The 24,837-nt window shown below is 63.6% G+C and carries 11 protein-coding genes; all 11 read right to left on the bottom strand.

Going from position 1 to position 24,837, the window contains the following annotated elements; translation table 11 throughout:
• Nucleotides 1-126: 126 nt before the first annotated feature.
• Nucleotides 127-612 carry a chemotaxis protein CheW gene (locus GGR62_RS14855; protein ID WP_184408632.1) on the bottom strand — a complete coding sequence of 162 codons (486 nt, stop codon included), beginning with the start codon at nt 610-612 and terminating at the stop codon, nt 127-129.
• Between the two features lie 128 nt (nt 613-740).
• Complete coding sequence (locus GGR62_RS14850; protein WP_184408631.1) at nt 741-1,526, bottom strand: flagellar brake protein; 786 nt, start codon at nt 1,524-1,526, stop codon at nt 741-743.
• A 275-nt stretch (nt 1,527-1,801) separates the two neighbouring features.
• Nucleotides 1,802-4,474 carry a Cache 3/Cache 2 fusion domain-containing protein gene (locus tag GGR62_RS14845; RefSeq protein WP_184408630.1) on the bottom strand — a complete coding sequence of 891 codons (2,673 nt, stop codon included), beginning with the start codon at nt 4,472-4,474 and terminating at the stop codon, nt 1,802-1,804.
• A gap of 521 nt (nt 4,475-4,995) precedes the next feature.
• Complete coding sequence (locus tag GGR62_RS14840) at nt 4,996-7,239, bottom strand: methyl-accepting chemotaxis protein (protein WP_184408629.1); 2,244 nt, start codon at nt 7,237-7,239, stop codon at nt 4,996-4,998.
• Between the two features lie 65 nt (nt 7,240-7,304).
• Nucleotides 7,305-7,802 (bottom strand): transposase, encoded by a 498-nt coding sequence (locus tag GGR62_RS14835; RefSeq protein ID WP_260306091.1) that lies wholly within the window; start codon nt 7,800-7,802, stop codon nt 7,305-7,307.
• Between the two features lie 147 nt (nt 7,803-7,949).
• Nucleotides 7,950-10,172: a methyl-accepting chemotaxis protein gene (locus GGR62_RS14830; RefSeq protein WP_184408627.1), complete on the bottom strand. Its 2,223-nt coding sequence runs from the start codon at nt 10,170-10,172 to the stop codon at nt 7,950-7,952.
• 705 nt (nt 10,173-10,877) lie between these two features.
• Entirely contained in the window at nt 10,878-13,127 is a 2,250-nt protein-coding gene (locus GGR62_RS14825; RefSeq protein WP_184408626.1) for a methyl-accepting chemotaxis protein, read from the bottom strand.
• 554 nt (nt 13,128-13,681) lie between these two features.
• Entirely contained in the window at nt 13,682-15,919 is a 2,238-nt protein-coding gene (locus GGR62_RS14820) for a methyl-accepting chemotaxis protein (protein ID WP_184408625.1), read from the bottom strand.
• A gap of 636 nt (nt 15,920-16,555) precedes the next feature.
• The gene (locus tag GGR62_RS14815) at nt 16,556-19,024 is read right to left on the bottom strand and encodes a methyl-accepting chemotaxis protein (protein WP_184408624.1); all 2,469 of its coding nucleotides are present in this window, start codon (nt 19,022-19,024) and stop codon (nt 16,556-16,558) included.
• 88 nt (nt 19,025-19,112) lie between these two features.
• Complete coding sequence (locus GGR62_RS14810) at nt 19,113-21,230, bottom strand: methyl-accepting chemotaxis protein (RefSeq protein ID WP_184408623.1); 2,118 nt, start codon at nt 21,228-21,230, stop codon at nt 19,113-19,115.
• A gap of 573 nt (nt 21,231-21,803) precedes the next feature.
• Nucleotides 21,804-24,053 carry a methyl-accepting chemotaxis protein gene (locus tag GGR62_RS14805; protein WP_184408622.1) on the bottom strand — a complete coding sequence of 750 codons (2,250 nt, stop codon included), beginning with the start codon at nt 24,051-24,053 and terminating at the stop codon, nt 21,804-21,806.
• Between the last annotated feature and the right edge of the window lie 784 nt (nt 24,054-24,837).

The following is a 24,837-nucleotide window of genomic DNA, read 5'->3' as shown; positions in this document are numbered from 1 at the left end:
AAGTCACAAATCAAACGTGTGGTGCATCTGGTGTCAGGGCGCTCCCGACACCAGATGGTCTTAGCTGCAATCGCCAGGCGCCGCAGACGCGGTCAGGCCGGTACGGCGGTTGTCAGTGACGCTGCATCACGCAGCTTCTTCCGCCAGGTGCTGCTGGCCGAGTTCGGCGCTGTCCAGCAGGGTTTCGATATCCAGCAGGATCAGCATGCGATCGTCCTGGGTGCCGATGCCGGAGATGAAGCGGGTATCGACCGAAGCGCCGAATTCGGGCGTCGGGCGGATCTGGTCGTCGTTGAGCGGGATCACGTCGGAGACGCTGTCCACCACGATGCCGACCACGCGGTCTTCGACATTGAGCACGATCATCACGGTGAAGGCGTCGTAGCGCGCTTCTTTCAGGCGCAGCTTCAGGCGCAGGTCGATCACCGGCACGATGGTGCCGCGCAGGTTGATCACACCCTTGATGTAGTCGGGCGCGTCCGGCAGACGGGTGACCGAATCGTAGCCGCGGATTTCCTGCACCTTCAGGATGTCCACGCCGTAGTGTTCTTCGCCCAGGGCGAAGCTGAGGAATTCACCACCTGTGCCGGTGGCAGTGCTTTTATCGTTCATGGAAACTCCGGGCGTTGCGGCTGAGTGTGAGGGTGCGGCAGAAAGCTGCAGCAAGAAAGCGATGCCTTAGCTACATCGGCGAGGTGCGCAGCAACTTTAGGTATGTACGGCATCCGGTGCGGGTCAGTTCAGAACACGCCGCTCTTGCGCGCGTTGCGCTGGCGGTCGATCCGGAAGATGTAGCGCTGGATGGTTTCGTCCGCACCACGCGGCAAGTCGCTGAATTTCATGCCGATGCGAAATCCTTCGCTGCCGTTGGGCAGCGCCTGCTTGTACTGGCTGCACACCGTCAGGGGCAGCGCGATGGGTGCGGTGTCGGGCAGTTGCAGCGTGCAGTCGCGGTAGGTGCGTTGCGGTTCCAGCAGCGGCATGCCATCGGTCAGTGCGACGGCCAATCCGCCACTGCTGATGTCGATCACGCGCACCTGCAGATTCAGCGTCTCGCCCTGGGCGTCGTCCTGGCGAATGGTGCAGATGGGCGAGTCGGTGATCGGGGTTGCCAGCCGGTACGATTCGCGCCGCTGCATGTGATACATCGTGGAGGGCAGGTCGGCGCGGAAGGCGACGTGCGTGTCGCGTTCGATCCGTTGCACGGTTTCCAGCCGGAAGCGGATGTTGATCCGCTCCAGCTGCGCGTAGCAGAGCAGGAACTTGGCGCCTTCGATGGCGCGGTTGGAGGTGTCGTTGTGGCTGCCGTCCAGGATCACGCAGTCGTCGTCCTCGTCCACCTCCAGCACGGCGGTAGGCACGGCCATGTCGCGGCCGGCCACGTGCATGGTCACGATGGCGCGCTGGTCGAGCAGCTGGCGCAGCAGGCCGCGGATCTGGCGCCTGTTTTGCAGCAGATAGCGCTCGTCACCGTTGGCGAGATCGTCGGCGTCTTGGTCCAGCTCTGAGGTATCGCCTTGGGACATGGGCACAAGCACAGTGGCAGCGGGATTGCGCCCGGATGGTTTCCCGGCGACGCCTAGATATCGGCGGCAATATCAAATCTTTAAGTTGTGTGACAGCCTGGTCCTTGCCGGCGCTTCGCCTGGGCGAGGCGCCGGCCGACCTTGGGCAATGGGTGGGTGACGCGTCACCGCGCTACGACGCGGCGGCGTGCGCCGCATTGCGCATGGCGGCGCCTGGCCTGCCTCGTCCCTGGCCGACGGCGCGCACTGGGTGCGTCATCGGCCTGGCGGTTACATCAGCTGTAGCACTGGCGTGCGCTGGCCAGCAAGGTACTCAGGCGATCCTGCTGCTCCAGGCGGAACACCGCCACCGCGTCCACCAACTGTGCGGCCTGGTCTTCCATCGCACGTGCCGCTGCGGTGGCTTCCTCCACCAGTGCGGCGTTCTGCTGGGTGGTTTCGTCCATCTGGGTCACGGTCTGATTGACCTGGGTGATGCCGGCGGCCTGCTCGCGCGAGGCGCTGGTGATCTCGCCCATGATGCCGGTGACGCGCTGCACCGAGCTCACCACCTGTTGCATGGTGCTGCCTGCTTCGGCGGCGAGTGTGGCACCGTTGCCGATGCGGGTGACCGAGTCTTCGATCAGGTGCTTGATCTCCTTGGCGGCGGCAGCCGAGCGCTGTGCCAGGGTCCGCACTTCCGAGGCGACCACGGCAAAGCCACGCCCCTGTTCGCCGGCGCGAGCGGCTTCCACCGCGGCGTTCAAGGCCAGGATATTGGTCTGGAAAGCGATGCCATCGATCACGCTGATGATCTCGGCGATCTTCTTGGACGAGCTGTCGATCTCGGCCATGGTGGTGACCACGCGGCCGACCACATCGCCGCCCTGGGCTGCCACGCCGGCGGCATCCAGCACCAACCGGTTGGCCTGGTCGGCGTTGTCGGCGTTCTGCTTGACGGTGGCGGTGAGCTCTTCCATCGAGGCGGCGGTTTCTTCCAGTGCGGCGGCTTGCTGTTCGGTGCGCCGCGACAGGTCGCCATTGCCGGTGGCGATTTCGGTGGCGGCCGAGTTGATCGCCAGCGACGAGTCCTTGATCCGGCGCACGATGCCGGCGAGCTGGTCGGCAGTGGCGTTGGCATCGTCGCGAATGGTGGCGAACACGCCTTGCAGATCGCCTTCCATGCGCGCGGTCAGATCGCCTTGCGACAGCGACGAGAGCAGCGACGACACGCGCGACAGACCGTCGGCGTTGTTGTCCAGCAGCGCGTTGAGCTGCTGGGCGAGCAGCAGCAGGAAGCCGTGCTTGCCTTCCAGGCCGACACGCTCGCTCAGGTCGCCTGCGGCGGCCGCCTGGACGATGCGTGCGACTTCATGTTCGACCTGTACTTCCTGGGTGCGGTCGGCCCACTCGACCACATAGCCCATGCGTTCGCCGGCCGCGTCCAGGACCGGGCTGACCACTTCGCGCAGGATGCGGCCACCGACCTCGATCTGTGCGGTATGCGCGCCGCTGAGCCGTGCCAGCATGTCGGCGTGTTGCGCGGCGTTGCGGTGGAACTGATCGATGCGGGTATCGCTGAGGGCATCGACATCGAAGCTGGGCAGGTCGCGGCGCAGCGCATCCTGCACGCTGGTGAGCATGCGCTGCAACGGACGGTTGGCATACACGATGCGGCGGTCGGCGTCGGCGATCATCACGTTGGTGCTGACGTCGTCCAGCGCGGTGCGCACGCGCAGTGCCTCGCTGGCGATCAGATGGTCGCGCTGCAGGCGCGCGCGCAGATCGTCACGCATGGTGCGGGCGCTGCCCAGCAGGCGACCGAGTTCGTCGTGCCGGTCGATCTCGATCGGGTTGTCCAGGCGCCCGGCGGCGACGTCGCCAAGCACGCGCTCCACCGCCAGCAATGGCCGGGTGATCATCTTGCGTGCGGCGATGAACACCACCGCGATGCACAGCATCAGCACCACCAGCGAGAACAGCAGCATGCTGCCCATCAACGCATCCAGCGGACCGTCGATGGCGCTGCGCGGCTGGGCGCCGATCACCGCCCATTGCCACGCTGCGTAGCGCTGCGCAGTGACTTCGAATGCCTGGCTGTTGCCCTTGGCGTCGCGCAACTGCAGGCTGGCGCTGGGCAACTTGCCGTCCAGCACCGATTGCAGCAGTGCCTGCTGGTTGGCCGGCACCAGGGTCGCCAGCGTGGCCGGCGTGCCCGGCGGCGCCGCGATGACCTGGCCTTGATGCTCGCCGGGGGCCATATCCACGATGACGAAGTAACCGTCCTGGCCCAGCGTGGTGGTGTTGACCTGCGCCTTGAGCGCGGCCAGTCCCTGGGTGTAGTTGCGGCCGACGAACAGCGCGCCGATCACGTCGCCGGCGGCATTGCGCAGCGGCTGATAGTGGGTCATGTACTGCTCGCCGAACAGCTGCGCCTGACCGGTGAAGGCCTTGCCTGCGGCCAGTGCTGCATAGGCCTTGCCCTTGCGGTCGAGCAGGGTGCCGATCACGCGCTCGTTCTGCTTGTTGCGCAGCGAGGTGGTGATGCGCACGAAGTCGTCGCCGGTGCGCGCGAAGATCGTCGCGACACCGCCGGTGGCCTGCGCAAAGCGGTCCACCGCGTTGAAGTTGAGGTTGAGCGTCTGCGTTCCGGCACGTAGCGACGGCGTGTTCTGCTCGCCGATGGTCACGGTGGTGGCAGTGTCGAGTTCGCGTGCGCCGGCGGGAAGCATGTCGTCGAACACGCTGCCCAGGCGCTGGGTGCCTTCGGTGAGGGTGACGTCGTACATCGCCACCGACTGCTGCATCAGCCGCGTACTGGAGCGTAGTTCGGCCTTGACCTGGGATTCGATACCGCTGGCGGACTGGCGATAGATGGTCATGGCCAGCAGGCCCAGGGAGAGGGCAATGACCAGCGTGAGAAGCGCGGACAGTCGGGTGCCGACCGAGAGCCGGTTGAAAGAGTGCATGAGGGAGTCGACCTTGCCCGGGGGAGGGCGTTACGAATGCGTGAGGTCAGTAGCGGCTGCTTAAGTGCGAAATTGATCGTTTTTCGCAGGCAAAGTCACAAAATATGCGCTGATCGGAGTTTTTCTGACCTGTAAGCGGTTTCAGTTAGGGCTTTCTCTTACCCGGGTGAGATGGACTGAGGTTATGAAAATGTGAAATATAAGGGAGGCTTCGGACGCTCGTGGTGCGCTGACCCATCGATCACACGCTACAAAAGAAAGGGCCGCGTCCCCTCGCAAGGACGCGACCCTCAACATCCGCCAGCAGCGGATCAAATGTCCTCAATGCGCTCCGGCGGTGACGCCTCGGCGCCCGATGTGACTGTGGTGCCTGGCGATGGTGCATGAGCGGCGACAGACCACCACGGGCGCCGATGCGATTGGGGTGGCCGGCGTTCGGAACCCGAATCCAGGTCTACAGGCCGACGCCGAGCGCAGCGCCCGCCAGCCGCGCAATCGCGTGATCGCGCAGCTGGCGGTCCTCAGAACTCCTGCCAACCGCCGGCATCGGCCGCCACGCCTGCGACGCGGCGACGCGGCGGGGTGATGCTGCTGGAACGTGCAGCCGCGCGATGCACCGGGGATGCCTTGGTAGATGCGCTGGCGACCACCGACAACGCGGGTGTGACCTGTGCGTGGTCGTCGATCTTGAACACCGCAACCGCGTCGGTAAGCTGGGTTGCCTGTTCTTCCATCGCACGCGCGGCAGCGGTGGCTTCTTCCACCAGTGCGGCGTTCTGCTGGGTGGTTTCGTCCATCTGGGTGACGGTCTGGTTGACCTGCTCGATGCCGGCCGACTGTTCCTGCGAGGCAGCGGAGATCTCGCCCATGATGTCGGTGACGCGCTGCACGCTGGCGACCACTTCGTCCATGGTCTTGCCGGCGGTGTGCACCAAGGCCGAACCGGCCGCCACACGCTGCACCGAATCGTCGATCAGACCCTTGATCTCCTTGGCTGCCGCGGTCGAGCGCTGGGCGAGGGTGCGCACTTCGCTGGCGACCACCGCAAAGCCACGGCCCTGTTCGCCGGCGCGTGCCGCTTCCACGGCCGCGTTCAAGGCCAGGATGTTGGTCTGGAAGGAAATGCCGTCGATGACGCTGATGATGTCGGCAATGCGCTTGGATGAGGCTTCGATGCCGGCCATGGTCTCGACGACCTTGCCGACCACCGCGCCGCCTTCCGACGCCACGCTGGCGGCGCCGATCGCGAGCTGGTTGGCCTGGCGGGCGCCTTCGGCGTTCTGCCGGACGGTGGAGGTGAGCTCTTCCATCGAAGCGGCAGTTTCTTCCAGGTTGGCCGCCTGCTGCTCGGTGCGCTGCGACAGGTCCTGGTTACCGGCGGCGATCTCGCTGGCGGCGCTCTTGATCGACACTGCAGATTGCTGGATATGTCCGACGATGCTGGCCAACTGCTCGGCGGTGGCATTGGCGTCGTCGCGCATCTGCGCGAACACACCGCGGAACTCGCCACTCATGCGCGCGGTCAGGTCGCCGGCGGCGATGGCCTGCAACAACGCAGACAGCGACTGCAGATTACCGTCTGCGGTGGACATCAACTGGTTGAGGCTTTCCACCATCACGCGGAAATCGTATTGGAAAAGTTCGGCGTCGCCGCGTGCGCTGAAGTCGCCATTGGCGGCCGCACGCGCCAGATCGCCGATCTGCAGGTTCATCGTCGACAGGTTGTGCTTGACCTGGTTCATGGCCGCAGTGAAGGCAGCCTTTTCGCCCGGCAGCTGCACCATGTCCTCGCTGAGGTCGCCGATGGCATAGCGCTCGACCAGCTGGATGGTGCGGGTCTGGGTGTCGATGTGGCTGGCGACCAATGCATTGGTGTCGCCGGCCATGCGGCCGAATTCGCCCGGAAACGCGCTGGCATCCATGCGGAAACTGATCTGGCCGGCATCGTGACGCTTGGCCATGTCCAGCTGCGCAGCGATCAGCTGACTGACCTGCTGCTGCATGCTTTGCATGGTCCGCAGCAGGTGCCCGGTTTCGTCCTGGGGTTGTGGCTCGATCACGCTGTCCAGCTTACCGCGTGCGATCGCGTCGGCGACGGCGGTGGCCTTGGACAGTGGGCGGGTCAGGCTACGGGTGATCAGCCAGGCCAGCGTCACGCCGATCAGCGCAGCCAGGACGCCGAAACCGGTGAGTGCGCGGTTGGACAGCGTGATCGCCGTGTCGATCGCGTCGGCGCCGATCGCGTTCTGTTCCTTCTGGGTCTGCACGGCCTGGCGGATGGTTTCGGCACGTTTTTCGCCCAGTGGCGCGGCCTCTTCGTTGAGCACGATGCGTGCCTGGGCGCTATCGCCGGCCTTGGCCAGCTCCATGACCTTGTTGCTGCTGGCGCGCCCCTGGACCTGGGCCTGCAGGATTGCCTTGCGTTCGGCCATGCCCTTTGCGGTGCCGGGCAGGCGCTGCAGCGCTTCCCATGCCTTGTTGTAGGCCTCGCGGTTCGTTTGAATGATCGCGCTCAGCGCCTCTTGCTTATCGGGGTCGGCGAGCACCAGGTCGCGCAGATAACGCTCGTTGAGCAGGATCGCTTCGCGCATCTGGCTGAGCAATTCGGTCTTGTAGTTGTTGTTGTCCAGGATGTTGGTGACGCTGTTCTGGACGGAGTTGAATTGGTATAGCGACAACGCAGTTGAAGTACCGATCAACAGCAATAACAGGCCGAAGCCGAGCGCCAGGCGCTGGCCGACCTTCAGGGATTGGAGGAATTTCATATGCGGGGGTCTCGGGAGTCGACTGAGTAATGAGCCGCTACCGGTAACGGCTGATTAAATAGAACTTAACTATCGCATCCCGAAATAAACTGCCGCATGGTGTGCGCCAGCCCGGCTGCCGGCCCACGAGGCTGCGCTGAGGTGTTCGAATGGGGGCCGCATGCAAGTGCAGCAGGAGGCGCCTTTACCGGCTTCCAGCGCACCTGCCCGGGGGCGGTGTGGAGCGGTGTGCTGATCCAGTGCAGCCCACGCAGATCGGCGTGATCGGCCAGCCCGCGGACCCAGATGGCGTGAAACACGCCGGCCTGCAGCCATTTGTTGAAGTAGCGGTGCACGGTGCTGGCGCTGCCCATGTGTGCGGGCAACCGTTGCCAGGCACATCCTTCGCGCAGCACGTAGACGATGGCTTCAAACGTCTTGCGCGCGGGTTGGCGCTTGCGTCCGCCGCCCGGCTGTCGCTGGTAGGGGCGTTTGTCCCGGCGTGGCGGCGGCAGCAGGGGCTCCACTTGTGCCCATAGCGCGTCACTGATGGGTATCACCGTGCGTTGTCGCCTTCGCAGCATGTAGACCGAGCTCTAGTCTGCCACTGCAAGTGTTGCGATGCACAATAGCGGTCGCCGGCTGGAGCGTGGCGCGCATGTAAAAAAGGCCGCATTGCTTGCGCAATGCGGCCTTTTTCAGCGGAGTTGCCGGAAATTCTTCCGGAAAAATCAGAACTCCTGCCAACCCGTCGTGCCGGCCTGGGGCACGCCACGCGGATACCCGGCCATGCGCGGGGCGACGGGTGGCCTGGCGGATGCTGCGGCAATCACCGACAAGGTGCGTGCGACCTGGGAGTGGTCGTCGATCTTGAACACCGCCACTGCCGCGCTGAGTTGCTGGGCCTGTTCTTCCATTGCACGTGCGGCAGCGGTGGCTTCTTCCACCAATGCGGCGTTCTGCTGGGTGGTTTCGTCCATCTGGGTGACGGTCTGGTTGACCTGCTCGATGCCGGAGGACTGCTCCTGCGATGCGGCGGAGATCTCGCCCATGATGTCGGTGACGCGCTGCACGCTGGAGACGATCTCGCCCATGGTCTTGCCGGCGCTGTGCACCAGCACCGAGCCGTCGGTGACGCGTTGCACGGAGTCGTCGATCAGGCTCTTGATCTCCTTGGCTGCCGCGGTCGAACGCTGGGCGAGGGTGCGCACTTCACTGGCGACCACCGCAAAGCCACGGCCCTGTTCGCCGGCACGCGCCGCTTCCACGGCTGCGTTCAAGGCCAGGATGTTGGTCTGGAAGGAGATGCCGTCGATGACAGAGATGATGTCGGCGATCTTCTTGGACGAGGCTTCGATGCCGCTCATGGTCTGCACGACCTTGCTGACGATCTCGCCGCCCTGCGAGGCGACACCGGCCGCGCCGATGGCGAGCTGGTTGGCCTGGCGTGCGCTTTCGGCGTTCTGCTTGACGGTGGAGGTGAGCTCTTCCATCGAGGCAGCGGTTTCTTCCAGATTCGCCGCCTGCTGCTCGGTGCGCTGCGACAGGTCCTGGTTGCCGGCGGCGATTTCGCTGGCGGCCGCATTGATGGAGGTGGCCGACTGCTGGATGCGTCCGACAATGCCGGCCAATTGCGTGGCGGTGGCATTGGCATCGTCGCGCATCTGCGCGAACACGCCGCGGAACTCGCCATCCATGCGCGCGGTGAGATCGCCGGCAGCGATGGCCTGCAGGATGCCCGACAGCGACTGCAGGCTGCCATCGGCGGTGGACATCAGCTGGTTGAGGCTTTCCACCATGACGCGGAAGTCGTACTGGAACTGCGCCGCATCGCCGCGGGCGCTGAAATCGCCGTTGGCCGCAGCCTGGGCCAGATGACCGATCTGCTGGTTCATCGTCGACAGGTTGCGCTTGACCTGGTTCATCGCAGCGGTGAACGCGGCCTTCTCGCCGGGTAGCTGCGCCATGTCCTCGCTCAGATCGCCGATGGCATAGCGCTCGACCAGCTGGATGGTGCGGGTCTGGGTGTCGATGTGGCTGGCGACCAATGCGTTGGTATCGCCTGCCATGCGGCCGTAGTCGCCCGGAAACGCGCTGGCATCCATGCGGAAGCTGATCTGGCCGGCATCGTGGCGCTTGGCCATGTTCAGCTGCGCAGTGATCAGGTTGCGCACCTGCGACTGCATGGTGTCCATGGCCTGCAGCAGGCGACCGGTTTCGTCGCTGGCGTCGCTGTGCACGGCATTATCCAGCTTGCCATTGGCAATGGCTTCGGCAGCGCGGGTGGCGCGGCCCAGCGGGCCGGTCAGGCTACGGGTGATCAGCAGGCCCAAGGCGCCGCTCAGCAGGACCACCAACAGCGAACCGCCGACCAGCAGCTTGCGCGAATCGTCCATCGAGGCCAGGGCGGCCTCGGCGGCCTCGGCGGCCAGTTTGTCCTGCAGGTTGATGTTGCTGGCAATCGTGTCCTGCCAGTGCTCCATCGCCGGCCCGGCCTTGGTCAGCAGCAAGGACGTCGCTGCGTCCGTCTGACCGGACATCACCAAGTCGATCACCTGATCGTTCAACTTCCGAACGTTCCCGCTCTGTCGATCGATGTCTGCGCGGATCTGTTTACCCTGTTCGGAAGACTTGGTCGCATACAGCGCGTCATGGGCTTTGCCGTAGTCGGCACGTGCATCCTTGATTGCCTGGATGAACTTGCGATTTTCCTCGTCGCTGGTGGGAATCACCACATTCCGCACCTGCGCGGCGATGATGTAATTTGCATTCATCATGTCATTGGACAGGCGGATCTTCAGCATGTTCTGGTGAACCAGGCTATCGACCAGCGTGCGTGCCGAGTGAAGGCCGCGATAACCGATAAGAGCGATAAGGCAGGACAGCAGAATAAGAACGGTGAACGCTGCAGCCAATCGGGGTCCGACGTTGAAGCGAAGCAGGAGAGAGTTCATGGCGTTACCTGGAAGAGTGATGGGGATGTGTAAACATCGGCCTCGCGGACAAGGTAAGTGCGCGGCCCTGCGTCAGGTAACGGCGGAATAATCGATGTATTTAGCGTTTGCATACCAGTGTTAATCTTAAATTTATATGCGCGGCTAAGAAATTTGCGTAAGTTTAAAATATTTATTTTTGAATAGTACAATTGCGGCGATTTTTACGTCGAATTTTCATGGTGTGTCGCCTGGGTGAGGCGATGCGTGTGAGCGCCACGCGAATAAATCGATTCGGGAAATGTTGAAAAACTAGCGGGTTTTTGTAGAAAAACGTCAAATCTTATGAGCTGGATAAACTGATGTGAAGGTGATGCGAGAGCTGGGAATAAAATGTTTAAAAAACCGTGGGTTTTACGACCAAATATGTCAAATCGGATTGGGCGTATTTGATGGCGGTCAGCTGGTGGGTGGTTCATGCGATCTGCTTGTCTGTCATGCGGGCGATACAGAATCGACGAAGGCCCCGGGCGTGCCAGCGGTGCCGAAAGCGCGATAGACGCGGGGACCGTTGCCGGGCAGCTCACCTGTATCGGGCACCACGCGGCTGAGGCTGTCATGCGTCGCAGCGCAGACAAAAAGCAGGGTCCGGCCCTCTGATGGAGAGGTCGGACCCTGTGTCGATGCAGCATGGCGCGCCGATGTGTTTCTCTCGGCTCCCGGTGCTTAGAACTCCTGCCAGTCGGTGTGGTTGGCAGCCTCCGTCGTGGTGCTGCGGCGTGGCTGCACGACAGCGCGTGGCGCTGCGGCCGGACGCGGGAGGGGGCGGGCGGGGGCAGAGGCCTTGGCGATCTTCGACAGCTGGCGCGTGACCTGTGCGTGCTCGTCGACCTTGAACACCGCCACCGCTTCGGTGAGTTGCTGGGCCTGTTCTTCCATCGCACGCGCGGCAGCGGTGGCTTCTTCCACCAGTGCGGCGTTCTGCTGGGTGGTTTCGTCCATCTGGGTGACGGTCTGGTTGACCTGCTCGATGCCGGCCGACTGTTCCTGCGAGGCGGCGGAGATCTCGCCCATGATGTCGGTGACGCGCTGCACGCTGGCGACCACTTCGTCCATGGTCTTGCCGGCGCTGTGCACCAGCGACGAGCCGGTCGCCACGCGTTGCACGGAGTCGTCGATCAGCTCCTTGATCTCCTTGGCCGCGCTGGAGGACCGCTGCGCCAGGGTGCGCACTTCGCTGGCAACCACCGCAAAGCCACGGCCCTGGTCGCCGGCACGCGCCGCTTCCACCGCTGCATTCAAGGCCAGGATATTGGTCTGGAAGGCGATGCCGTCGATGACGCTGATGATGTCGGCAATGCGCTTGGACGAGGCTTCGATGCCGCTCATGGTGTCCACCACCTTGGCCACCACCTCGCCACCTTGTGAGGCAACGCCGGCTGCGCCGATGGCGAGCTGGTTGGCCTGGCGCGCGCTTTCGGCATTCTGCTTGACGGTGGAGGTGAGCTCTTCCATCGAGGCGGCGGTTTCTTCCAGGTTGGCCGCTTGTTGCTCGGTGCGCTGCGACAGATCCTGATTACCTGCGGCAATTTCGCTGGCAGCGGCATTGATCGACACCGCCGATTGCTGGATGTGGCCGACAATGCCGGCCAATTGCGTGGCGGTGGCATTGGCGTCGTCGCGCATCTGTGCGAATACGCCACGGAACTCGCCATCCATGCGCGCGGTGAGATCGCCGGCAGCGATGGCCTGCAGGATGCCCGACAGCGACTGCAGGCTGCCATCGGCGGTGGACATCAGCTGGTTGAGGCTTTCCACCATGACGCGGAAGTCGTACTGGAACTGCGCGGCATCGCCACGGGCGCTGAAATCGCCGTTGGCTGCAGAACGTGCGAGATGACCGATCTGCTGGTTCATCGTGGACAGGTTGTGCTTGACCTGGTTCATCGCGGTGGTGAACGCGGCCTTCTCGCCCGGCAACTGCACCATGTCTTCGCTCAGATCGCCGATGGCATAGCGCTCGACCAGCTGGATGGTGCGGGTCTGGGTGTCGATGTGGCTGGCGACCAATGCATTGGTGTCGCCCGCCATGCGGCCGTAGTCGCCCGGAAACGCGCTGGCATCCATGCGGAAACTGATCTGGCCGGCATCGTGGCGCTTGGCCATGTCCAGCTGCGCGGTGATCAGGTTGCGCACCTGCGACTGCATGGTGTCCATGGCCTGCAGCAGGCGACCGGTTTCGTCGCTGGCGTCGCTGTGCACGTCGTTATCGAGCTTGCCCTGGGCGATGGCTTCGGCAGCGCGGGAGGCGCGGGACAACGGACCGGTGAGGCTGCGGGTAATCATCCACGCCAGCAGGGCGCTGAGCACCACCACGCCGACACCGCCGCCAATCAGCATGCTGCGGCCGCGCGCCATCGCGTCATTGGCCTGCGTGTACGCTTCCTGGCTGCTCTCGCGTTGCGCCTCTGAGTAGGTGCGGATCGCATCCTGCCAGCGTTGCGTGGCCGGTGCGGCGCGTTCGAGCAGGATCGGCATGGCCTCATCGACCTTGCCGGCAGTGCCTAGTTCACGCACTTGCTGGTTGTGTGCAAGCGCCTGTTCGCGCGTGTGGTCCAGCGCGTCGCGCAGTTTCTGGTCCTGCGCATCGGCGGGAAAGGCGTACAGCTTGTCGCGCAGTTCCTTGTAGCGGGCGCGCTGGGCATCGATGATGTCGCCGAACTGGCGATTCTGCTCGGCGGTGGTGGGAAGCACGATATTGCGCAGGTTCAACGAGATGGTGGCATTGGCATCGAGCATGTCGGTGGCGTACTGGATCATCGCCATATTGCGGTTGACGATGGTATCCAGGCGTCCGCGTGCCTGGCTGAGCGTATACAGCCCGGCGGCTACCAACGCACACGACAGCAGGATCAGGATGCCGAATGCCAGCGAAAGGCGCTTGCCGACGTTGAAGCGGAGCAAAAAGGAATTCATGGAATGGCCTGGGCAATGGAAGAACGAAGGCGCATGCGCTGCACACCGGCGCTGGAGCACTGCTGTACGTGATGCGTGATCCAGTAACGGCGTTTCCGGTGCGGCTTTGAGATGGCTGAAATTGTGGGTAAACCTGCCAATCAGGCAGGTGATGCCCATGTGTGGAACGGGTAGGGGATTGGTGGCGAGGTGTCAGGAATCGCCCTGCATACGCTGTCGGGAAGCGGCGTTTCCGGTGCCATCGGCACTGCATCTGCTTGCGCATGTGAAGTGCGATTTCACGTCGTTTTGGGGGTGGTGAGGACGCTTGCGCACACGCAGACCGTTGGTTAGGCAATATGCAATGCGAGGCGGCAGCGTGTTTTGTCGGAGCGATGCCCGCGCTGGCCTGCGAATGCGCAGCCAGGCAGCCGATAAACCCGGCTGCAGCTAGCAAGAAGGCTTGCGCACACGCCCGCTGGTGCGCAGCCTGGAACGCAAACGGCCGGTCAGGCAATGCCGGACCGGCCGTGAGGCAAGCAAGGACCGGTGCGCGCGCACCGGCTGGTGATGGTTCAGAACTCGCGCCAGTTGTCGGTGCCCGTGGCAGCAACCAGGGGAGCGGACGGATGCTTGGTCGCACGCAGCTGCGGCGTGCGGGCCGGCGCTACCGCGTTGACGCTGCGGGGGCGAGCGGTGACACGTGCAGCCGGGGCGCTCTCGGCGACCTTGAACACCGCAACCGCTGCGGTGAGCTGCTGGGCCTGCTCTTCCATCGCACGCGCGGCGGCAGTGGCTTCTTCCACCAGCGCGGCGTTCTGCTGGGTGGTTTCGTCCATCTGGGTGACGGTCTGGTTGACCTGTTCGATGCCCGCGTACTGCTCCTGCGATGCCGAGGAGATCTCGCCCATGATGTTGGTCACGCGCTGCACGCTGGCCACGATTTCGGCCATGGTGGTGCCGGCCTGATCGACCAGGGTGGTGCCCTGGGTGACCTTGCCGACCGAATCGTCGATCAGGTGCTTGATCTCCTTGGCCGCGCCGGCCGAACGCTGTGCCAGCGTGCGCACCTCGGAGGCGACCACGGCGAAACCGCGTCCCTGTTCGCCGGCACGCGCCGCTTCCACCGCCGCATTCAACGCCAGGATGTTGGTCTGGAAGGCGATGCCATCGATGACCGAGATGATCTCGGCGATCTTCTTCGACGAGGTCTGGATGTCGGACATGGTGGTGACCACCTTGGCCACCACATCGCCGCCTTGCGAAGCCACGGCAGCCGCGCCGATGGCGAGCTGATTGGCCTGGCTGGCGTGTTCGGCGTTCTGCTTGACGGTGGAGGTGAGCTCTTCCATCGAGGCGGCGGTTTCTTCCAGATTGGCGGCCTGTTGTTCGGTGCGCTGCGACAGATCCTGGTTGCCGGAGGCGATTTCGCCCGATGCCAGGCCGATCGCCTCGGCTGCGGTCTGGATGCGGCCCACGATGCTGGCCAGTTGTTCGGCAGTGGCGTTGGCGTCGTCGCGCATCTGTGCGAACACGCCCTGGTACTGGCCGCTCATGCGGACGGTGAGATCGCCGGCGGCGATCGACTGCAACAGGCTGGAGAGCGACTGCAGATTGCCGTCGGCGGTGGCCATCAGGTGATTGAGGCTTTCCACCATGATGCGGAAATCGAACTGGAACTGTTCGGCATTGCCGCGTGCGCTGAAGTCGCCGTTGGCGGCGGCCTGCGCCAGCTGCTTGATCTCGGTGTTCATCGTCATCAGGTTCACCTTGACCTGATTCATCGCGGCGGTGATGGCGGCCTTTTCGCCCGGCAATTGCGGCATGTCTTCGGACAGATCGCCGATCGCATAACGCTCCACCAGGTGGATGGTCTGCATCTTGACCTTGATGTGCGCGGCCACCAGCTCGTTGGTGTCCTGGGTCATGCGGCCGAAATCGCCGGGGAATGCGCTGGCATCCATGCGAAAGCTGATCTCGCCGGCATCGTGGCGCTTGGCCATGTCCAGCTGGGCGGCGATGAGGTTACGCACCTGGCCCTGCATGCGGTCCATGGCCTGCAACAGGCGGCCGGTTTCGTCGTTGGACTGGGTGCGCACGTCGTTGTCGAGATTGCCGTTGGCAATCGCTTCGGCGGCGCGGGTGGCCTGGGTCAGCGGACGGACCAGGCTGCGGGTAATCAACAGGCCCAGCAGGCCGCTGACCAGTACCACCGCCAGGCCGCCACCGATCAACAGTGCACGGCCACGCGCCATCGCGGCGTTGGTCTCGGCATAATTTTCGGTCGCGCGCTTGCGCTGCAGCTGGGCATAGTCGGCGATGCCCTGCTGCCAGCGTTCGGTCGCCGGTGCGGCCTTTTGCAGCAGCAGTGCGAGCGCTTCGTCGGACTTGCCATTCAATCCCAGATCGGCGACCTGGGCATTGGCCTTGCCGGCCTCTTCGCTGGCCTGGTCGATCCGTTGCCGGATCGCGGTGGCTTCAGGCGATGCCGAGAACACGTACAAGGTGCGGCGGCTGTCCTCATAGGACTTCAGCTGGTTCTTGATGATGCCGGCAAAGCGCAGATTGTCTTCCTGCGAGGTCGGCATCACGATGTTGCGCAGCTGCACGGCGATGACTGCGGTGGTGTTGGTCATGTCCTGCAGGTGCTGCATGATCGTGACCTGGCGGTTGACCACGGTATCCATGCGGTCGCGCGCCTGCCCCAGCGTGTAAAGGCCGGCGGCGACCAGACCGCACGACAGCAGAATCAGCGTGCCGAAGGCAAAGGTCAGGCGCTTGCCGACGTTATACCGTTGTAGAAAAGCGATCATGTTGGGATCTCAAGGCGAGGGCGGAAAGATGACGCGCGTGGTTGGTGCGCATCTGGAAGGGGATGTCGTGGAACCGGCAATGGCAGCACCCAATCCAGCCTCCGCTGCGGGTGATGTTCGATCACGACGCAAACGATTGCAGAGCAGGTATGCATGACAAGGTTCTTAACGGCCAGGATTTCCACGACTGAACCAGCCAAATGCGGCTGCGTATGGGAAACCGTCATCGAAGTGACGTCGGTGTGCATACGCGGCCCGTCAATGCATGCTGGCTGTCTGCCAAACAGCGCCGGAGCGACGGCGTCCTCACGCGACGCTGACGCGGGCGGATGCGCGCCAACAGCAGCGACGGCTGCCTGAGCCGGTGGCGAACAGGCCAATTTGGCTGCGTATTGGCTGCGCAACGTCATCGGCCAACGCTCCTGCTGCGTCGCCTGGCCGGCGCTGCGTCTTCGCGCGCGGCGTCGCGTACCAGCTACGCAGGGGGCTGACTGCGCAGCGGCTCGAGTGGGCCGATTCGCTGGTCCATGTCGGGCCGATCACGGCAAGGCACGCCGATCGGCCGATTCGGATCGGCCCACCATCAGCCATGCGTTGCCGCGCGGCCACATCGCGGAGCAAGCGCGTGCGCCGGTCTCAGGCAGCCCGACCCAGGGAGGGGGCGGCCGCCTGCAAGCGGAAGACCGCCACCGCATCGCGCAGTTGCTGCGCCTGTTCTTCCATCGCGTGTGCGGCGGCAGTGGCTTCTTCCACCAGCGCGGCATTCTGCTGGGTGGCCTGGTCCATCTGCGCGATGGTCTGGCCGACCTGTTCGATGCCCTGCGACTGCTGCTGCGAGGCTTCGCTGATCTCCTGCATGATGGTGGCGACGCTGTGCACCGAATCGACGATGTCCTGCATGGTGCGTCCGGCCTGGCCGACCAGCTGGTTGCCATGTTCGACCCGGCTCACCGAATCGGCGATCAGCTGCTTGATCTCCTTGGCAGCAGCGGCCGACCGCTGGGCCAGGGTGCGTACTTCGGAAGCCACCACGGCAAACCCGCGCCCTTGTTCGCCGGCGCGTGCGGCCTCCACCGCTGCATTCAGTGCCAGGATATTGGTCTGGAAGGCGATGCCGTCGATGACCCCGATGATGTCGGCGATCTTGCTGGAAGCAGCCTGGATGTCGGCCATGGTGTCCACGACCTGGCCGACCACCGTTCCTCCCTGCGAAGCCACCGTGGCTGCGCCCACCACCAATTGATTGGCGCGGCGGGCATGTTCGGCGTTATTGCGCACGGTGGAGGTGAGTTCCTCCATCGAGGCGGCGGTCTCTTCGAGATTGGCGGCCTGCTGCTCGGTGCGCTGCGACAGGTCCTGGTTGCCGGAGGCGATCTCGCTGGCGGCATCGTTGATGGTATCGGTGGAGTGCTGGATGCGTCCGACGATGTCGGCGAGCTGCGCGACGGTGGCGTTGGCGTCGTCGCGCATGCGCGCAAACACGCCGTGGAAATCGCCCTGCATGCGCAGGGTCAGATCGCCTGCGGCAATGGCCTGCAGCACGGTGGACAACGCAGCCAGATTGCCATCGGCGGTGGCCATCAACTGGTTGAGGCCTTCGACCATCGCCCGGAAGTCGTACTGGAAGCGCTGGGTATCGCCGCGCACGCTGAAATCGCCCTGGGCGGCGGCCTGCACCAGCAGCTTGATTTCGCCGTTCATCGCCGACAGGTTGGTCTTGACCGTCTGCATGGTGTCGCTGATGACGGCCTTTTCGCCGGGCAGGCGGTCCATGTCCTGGCTCAGGTCGCCGATGGCATAGCGCGACATGATCTGCGCCATGTGCATCTTCAGCGCGATATGCGCGCCGACCAGCGTGTTGGTATCGCGCACCATGGTGGCGTACGCGCCGGGGAAGCTGTCGGCCTGCATGCGATAGCTGATCTCGCCGGCATCGTGACGCTGGGCCATCTCGCTCTGTGCCGCCAGGACGTGCTGCAATTGCTCCTGCATCTTGCGCATGTTGTCCAGCAGTTGCCCGGTTTCATCGCGGCTGGGCGGCACGATGCGCTCGTCCAGCCTGCCTTGTGCGATGTCGGCAGCCACTGCGGCGGCGCGGCGCACATTGCGGATCAATCTGGACAAGGTGTACCAGCCGAGTGCGGCGATCAGCACCGCCAGCAGCGACAGCCCGGCAATGGCCTGCCACATCGCGCTGCGTGCATCGACCAGGTGCCGCTCGGACTGCTGCTGCAAGGCTTGCAACGACACGCCGCTGAGCGCGCGCATGGTGGTGGCCAGGCTGTCGAGCGCGGCGTTCCAGCGTGTGTCGGCCTGCGCGTCGCTGCCTTCCAGCGCGGCGCCGAGTTCGGCCAGTGCAGCGCTTGCGCGGGTGGCTTCGGTCTTGGCGGCGTCGGCCAGGGCAGGGTCGGGCTGTTCCAGCAAACCCATCGCCTTGTCCAGCTCATGGCGGAAACGTACGTGGCTGCGCGTCAGCTGGCCGAGTTGTTCGCGCAGCATGGCGCGGCTGTCGGCGGCCTGCGATGGGTCGCTGGCTGCATCCAGGCGAGTCAACGATTCGGTGGCATCGGGACCGTAGATCAGCGTGGCAACCACCAGGTGGTAGCTCTCGATATACGGGGTGTAGACCAGTTGGCTGTCGTCGCGCAGGGCGTCGAGCGCGGCAAACGCCTGCTCGCTAAGCGCGGTATAGCGGTCTGCAGTGGTGCCAGCGATGAGGCGTTGCTGAAGGGCGAGCAATTCTTTCTGGCTGCGTTCGAAGCCAGGCATGGTGGCGGTGGTTGCAAGCAGTTGGGTCAGATCGTGCTCGGCGCGCTCTGCGGCGGTCGTCGCGGCGCTGCCGCTGTCCACATGGGCAGCGTGCAGGTCGGTGATCAGGCCCAGCATCTGCGCGAGCGGCGCATAGCTGCGCAGTTCGTTGCTGCTGATGGAGACGCTTTCGTTGAGTTTGCCGCTGTAGAGCAGCACCGGAATGACGATGCCGATCAAGGCGAGCACACCGATCGCACCGAGCTTCTTGGCGATGGCCAGGTTATCCCAGCGGCTATTCCAGCGGCGCGGAGCAGGTGGGGCGGTCTGCGCCAATAGCGCGGGGGAAGTGGTCATCGATATGTCTCATGGGCGTACGCAGCGTATCGGCGGCGCCCGCTACGGCTTGAGCCGACCGGCAACTGTGCCGGTCGGCTCCGTTCAGTCAGAACTCCTGCCAGCTGCTGTCGTTGCTGGGCGCAGTGGCCACCGCACGCGGCTTGGAGGCGGCAGTGCGGCCGGCAGCGGCGACCTTTGCCTTCACCGTCGAAGACACCGACGGATGCGATGCAGCGGGGCGCTGCTGCGCTGGCGCCTGTGTTGCCTCGGTCTTGAACACCGCAACCGCTTCGGTGAGCTGGATGGCCTGATCTTCCAGCGAGCGTGCGGCAGCGGTGGCTTCTTCCACCAATGCGGCGTTCTGCTGGGTGGTTTCGTCCATCTGGGTGACGGTCTGGTTGACCTGCTCGATGCCGGAGGACTGCTCCTGCGATGCGGCGGAGATCTCGCCCATGATGTCGGTGACGCGCTGCACGCTGGAGACGATCTCGCCCATGGTCTTGCCGGCGCTGTGCACCAGCACCGAGCCATCGGTGACGCGTTGCACGGAGTCGTCGATCAGGCTCTTGATCTCCTTGGCCGCCGCAGTCGAACGCTGGGCGAGGGTGCGCACTTCACTTGCGACCACCGCAAAGCCACGGCCCTGTTCGCCGGCACGCGCCGCTTCCACGGCCGCGTTCAAGGCCAGGATGTTGGTCTGGAAGGAGATGCCGTCGATGACGGAGATGATGTCGGCGATCTTCTTGGACGAGGCTTCGATGCCGCTCATGGTCTGCACGACCTTGCTGACGATCTCGCCGCCCTGCGAGGCGACACCGGCTGCGCCGATGGCGAGCTGGTTGGCCTGGCGTGCGCTTTCGGCATTCTGCTTGACGGTGGAGGTGAGCTCTTCCATCGAGGCAGCGGTTTCTTCCAGGTTGGCGGCCTGCTGCTCGGTGCGCTGCGACAGGTCCTGGTTACCGGCGGCGATTTCGCTGGCGGCGCCCTTGATCGAGATGGCCGACTGCTTGATGCCGCTGACGATCTGGGCCAGCTGCGTGGCAGTGGCATTGGCGTCATCGCGCATCTGAGCGAACACGCCGTGGAACTCGCCGCTCATGCGGGCAGTGAGGTCACCGGCAGCGATCGACTGCAGCAAACCGGACAGCGACTGCAGGTTGCCGTCGGCGGTGGCCATCAGGTTGTTGAGGCTGTCCACCATCACGCGGAAGTCGTACTGGAAGCTGTCGGCATCGCCACGCGCACTGAAGTCGCCATTGGCGGCACATTGCGAAAGATGCTTGATTTCGTGATTGACCGCAGACAGATTGCCCTTGACCTTGGCCATGGTGTCGCTGAGCACGGCCTTGTCGCCAGGCAGGGCTTCCATGTCTTCGCGCAGGTCGCCGACGGCGTACTGCCCCATGATCTGCGCCAGGCGCATCATCACTGCGACATGCGAAGCGGCCAGGTCGTTGTTGCCACGCACGATCGTGGCGTAGTCGCCAGGGAACTCGGCTTCATTGACGCGATAGTTCAATTCGCCCTGGTCGTGCCGGCGCTTCATTTCCAGCTGGGCGTGCAATACCTTCTGCAACTGCTGCTGCATCTTGCTCATGCTGGCGAGCAGGCGGCCGGTTTCGTCGGTCCCGGTGCTGTCCACCACGATCGAGACGTTGCCGGCCGCGATGGAGTCGGCCACATGCGAGGCGGTGCCCAGGCGATTGACCAGGCGGCGACGAATCAACCAGCCGCTCACCCCTGCCACCAGCACGGCGATGCCGCTACCGATGATCATCGACCAGCGGCTGCTGTTCTTGGCGGCGGTCAATGCCGCGCTGCGCTTGACCAGCAACTCGTTTTCCTGTGCTTCGAAATCGACCAGCAGCTTGCGGATATCGCCCATCGCCGCGCGTTCATGGCCGGCCTTGAACTGGGTCAGCAATTCGGCCAGATCGGTCTCGCTGCTTTTGCCGCGCAGCGCGATCAGGCGTTCTTCATGGCCCATGAACTGGTCGTAGGCGGCATGCAGACGCTGCAGGCGTTCCTGCTGGACCGGGTTGTCGGAGGTCAACGTCTTGGCGCGGGTGAAGTCCTTTTCAAACTGCTCCTTGCCGTTCTTGTACGGATCGAGATGGGCCTGCTGGCCGGACAGCAAGAAGCCGCGTGCACCGGTTTCGATATTGACCGTGGCAATCGACATCGCGCGGCCGGTCGCGATGACCTGATAGGTGTGGTCGTTCATGGCCACGGCCTCACCCAGCTCCGACTGCCCTCGCAGGCCTACCGTTGCAACGATCAAGAGCACAAGGACCACTGTGCCGAATCCCAGTGCCAGTTGTGTCGAAAGACTTAGCTGTTTCATCGAATGAGCCTTGAGCTGGTAAGACGTGGAGTAGTCGGAGCCGCAGATGCCGCGCTCCGGGGAACAACCGTGGTTGGGCCACGGTGCGTCTCAGATGAGTTGCGTCTGGTGTCACCTGATTGCTGAACTAACTAACGGCGTAGTCACGCGAGACTTAAGTTCTTCATCACAAATCGATCACGCAGTTTCGTCGGCGTTTAACTTCGTAAAACCGCAGCGTGCTGGCTGGTATGACCAGCAAGGTTTGCCGAGGCGATTTTTCCCGGATTTTTAACGATGCACGGGCCGGAATGCCCTCGATCCGGGGCTGTGCCAAGGCGTTAGCATCACTGGTATCTCAACCAATGGAGCGCGTTGGCGGGCCATGCGCGACCCGGCTGGCCTGATGCAACAAAAAAATGCGGCGCTGATGACAGCGCCGCATGTGCGTGGCAACAAGGATGCAGGCAGCGTTTAGAACTCGGCCCAATCCGTTCCATTGGAGGCGACCGCTACCGGTTTACCGACTACCTTGGGCTTGTGGGCTGCTGCAACCAGTTTGGGCTTGTGCGCAGGCGGCGCCGCCTGCGTAGTGCGGGTGACGGCGGGCACCGGTGTGCGGGCATGCCCGGCCTCGGTCTTGAACACCGCAACCGCTTCGGTGAGCTGGATGGCCTGATCTTCCAGCGAGCGTGCTGCAGCGGTGGCTTCTTCCACCAGTGCGGCGTTCTGCTGGGTGGTTTCGTCCATCTGGGTGACGGTCTGGTTGACCTGCTCGATGCCGGAGGACTGCTCCTGCGATGCGGCGGAGATCTCGCCCATGATGTCGGTGACGCGCTGCACGCTGGAGACGATCTCGCCCATGGTGGTGCCGGCGCTGTGCACCAGCACCGAGCCATCGGTGACGCGTTGCACGGAGTCGTCGATCAGGCTCTTGATCTCCTTGGCTGCCGCGGTCGAGCGCTGGGCGAGGGTGCGCACTTCACTGGCGACCACCGCAAAGCCACGGCCCTGTTCGCCGGCACGCGCCGCTTCCACGGCCGCGTTCAAGGCCAGGATGTTGGTCTGGAAGGAGATGCCGTCGATGACGGAGATGATGTCGGCGATCTTCTTGGACGAGGCTTCGATGCCGCTCATGGTCTGCACGACCTTGCTGACGATCTCGCCGCCCTGCGAGGCGACACCGGCCGCGCCGATGGCGAGCTGGTTGGCCTGGCGCGCGCTTTCGGCATTCTGCTTGACGGTGGAGGTGAGCTCTTCCATCGAGGCAGCGGTTTCTTCCAGATTGGCGGCCTGTTGCTCGGTGCGCTGCGACAGGTCCTGGTTGCCGGCGGCGATTTCGCTGGCGGCGCTCTTGATCGAGATCGCCGATTGCTGGATCCCGCTGACGATCTGGGCCAGCTGCGTGGCAGTGGCGTTGGCGTCGTCACGCATCTGTGCGAACACGCCCTTGAATTCCCCCTCCATGCGTACAGTGAGATCGCCGGCAGCAATGGCCTGCAGGATGCCCGACAGCGATTGCAGGTTGCCGTCGGCGGTGGCCATCAGGTTGTTGAGGCTGTCCACCATGACGCGGAAGTCGTACTGGAAGCTGTCGGCATCGCCGCGCGCACTGAAGTCGCCATTGGCGGCCGACTGCGCCAGGTGCTTGATCTCGGTATTCATGGCGCCGAGGTTGACTTTGACCTGCGCCATGGTGTCGCTGAGCACGGCTTTTTCGCCGGGCAGCTTGTCCATATCGTCGGACAGGTCGCCGATCGCGTAACGGCCCATGATCTGCGCCAGGCGCATCTTCACTGCGATATGCGAGCCCACCAGCGTGTTGGTGTCGTGCGCCATGCGGCCGTATTCGCCGGGGAAGGCATCGGCGTCGATACGGAAGCTGATCTGGCCGTCGTCGTGACGCTTGGCCATATCGGCCTGCGCGGCGAGCAGGTTGCGCAGCTGCAGCTGCATCTTGCTCATCGCCTTGAGCAGGCGGCCCGCTTCGTCGTTGGCATGCGTATCGACGTCATTGTCCAGCTTGCCGCCGGCAATCGCTTCTGCGGCGCGGGTGGCGCGACTCAGCGGCTGGGTCAGGCTACGGGTGATCACGTACGCCAGCAAACCGCTAATCAAAAGCACTGCCAGGCCGCCTGCAATCAACAGGTTTTTGCCGCGCGTCATGGCCTCGACAGATGTATCGTAGCTGGCAGCGGTCTGCTTTTCCTGCAAACCGACGTTATCGTCGATAGCGTCCAGCCAGGTCATCATCGCCGGTCGCGCCTTGTCGACCATCAATTGTTGCGCCTGTTCATTGCGGTTTTGCACGGCCAGTGCGATCACCTGGTCGTTCAACCCTTTGGCGACGTCGCGTGCGGCGTCGATCTTGGCACGGACCTTGCGCCCCGCCTCAGAGGCCGGAAACGCATCGAGCGCTTTGCGCTCATGTGCATAAACCGCACGGCTTTTGTTGATCTCCTCAAGTGTTGCGGCATTCAACGCCGGGTCGGTGACCGCTGCCAACGTCCCCAGTGCGATAAAAATGTCCGCGTTCGCCGAGCGCATGTTGTTGCTCAGGCGGATCTTGACCAGACGGTCCTTGACGATGGTGTCCAGTTGCGCTCTCGCATCGACCATGGCGCTGAGCCCAGCCGCTACCAGCAGACCCGACAACAGGATGAGGATGCCGAAAGCTGCGCCTAAGCGGCGACCTACATTATAGCGCTGGAGAAATGCATTCATAATCGAATCCTGGTGGCGTTGTGCGGGTAAAGGAAGCGACGATGCAGCGCGGGCAGGCTGCTTGGTAATAGGTCGCTATGCCTTTAACGGCAGGTAACGGATATCACTGAATGGTCTGAAAACAATATATATATAAACTTATTTATACTTGTGACGCTCATGGAGCATATATGTTGGTTTACATGTTTTCCTGGCAGCCATTCAAAGATATAGCGGACTCTTCAGTATAATTTTAATACCTTGTTTGAATGGCGGGCTCTGCAGTATATTTTCGACAAGCTATTTTTTTCAGTGCCCATGGCGCTGGCGGTGTCTTCGAGAGGAAGAGCAGCTAACAAAACCTGGCGAGCGCCTGTCAGGGAGTGCAGTGGTTTTGTCGGCCGTATCTTGGTGGATGCAGTCAGAAGTCCAGATCAAACACTGAGCGGGTCGAATGCGCGGTGCCCTCACCGCTTGCGGGACACGCCGTGAACCCGTCCCTGGGGGCTCGGTGGCGGCATCCATGCCGCCACACGGTCCCGCAAGCGGCGAGGACACCGCACCAGAGACTCCGCTGGTTGCTTTGTTTAAAAACCATGCATGCCGACCATCTCGACTGGTCCTTGCCCGTCCAGCGTCGCGGGACCTTACGCGGCATGGATGCCGTGTAAGAGCTTACAAGGACGTCCTTGCAGCGTGTCCCGCGACGCTGGGCGGGCAAGGGCCCTGCAGCCAGGCCGCACATCAGCCGGCCTGCAGTAGGCTGACGCGAAGTCGTTTTGTTAGCCGCTCTAAGCCAATAAAA

Origin of the sequence: Xanthomonas sp. 3075 (genome assembly GCF_014197275.1) — a bacterium.
Lineage (GTDB): Bacteria > Pseudomonadota > Gammaproteobacteria > Xanthomonadales > Xanthomonadaceae > Xanthomonas > Xanthomonas campestris_B.
The sequence above is the reverse complement of the archived record's forward strand: the minus strand, read 5'-3'. Positions and strand labels throughout refer to the sequence as shown.

Bases quoted from the DNA above. Each gene is read 5' to 3' on its own strand.
- GGR62_RS14855 (WP_184408632.1), bottom strand. From the start codon at position 612: ATGAACGATAAAAGCACTGCCACCGGCACAGGTGGTGAATTCCTCAGC.
- GGR62_RS14850 (WP_184408631.1), bottom strand. From the start codon at position 1,526: ATGTCCCAAGGCGATACCTCAGAGCTGGACCAAGACGCCGACGATCTC.
- GGR62_RS14845 (WP_184408630.1), bottom strand. From the start codon at position 4,474: ATGCACTCTTTCAACCGGCTCTCGGTCGGCACCCGACTGTCCGCGCTT.
- GGR62_RS14840 (WP_184408629.1), bottom strand. From the start codon at position 7,239: ATGAAATTCCTCCAATCCCTGAAGGTCGGCCAGCGCCTGGCGCTCGGC.
- GGR62_RS14835 (WP_260306091.1), bottom strand. From the start codon at position 7,802: ATGCTGCGAAGGCGACAACGCACGGTGATACCCATCAGTGACGCGCTA.
- GGR62_RS14830 (WP_184408627.1), bottom strand. From the start codon at position 10,172: ATGAACTCTCTCCTGCTTCGCTTCAACGTCGGACCCCGATTGGCTGCA.
- GGR62_RS14825 (WP_184408626.1), bottom strand. From the start codon at position 13,127: ATGAATTCCTTTTTGCTCCGCTTCAACGTCGGCAAGCGCCTTTCGCTG.
- GGR62_RS14820 (WP_184408625.1), bottom strand. From the start codon at position 15,919: ATGATCGCTTTTCTACAACGGTATAACGTCGGCAAGCGCCTGACCTTT.
- GGR62_RS14815 (WP_184408624.1), bottom strand. From the start codon at position 19,024: ATGACCACTTCCCCCGCGCTATTGGCGCAGACCGCCCCACCTGCTCCG.
- GGR62_RS14810 (WP_184408623.1), bottom strand. From the start codon at position 21,230: ATGAACGACCACACCTATCAGGTCATCGCGACCGGCCGCGCGATGTCG.
- GGR62_RS14805 (WP_184408622.1), bottom strand. From the start codon at position 24,053: ATGAATGCATTTCTCCAGCGCTATAATGTAGGTCGCCGCTTAGGCGCA.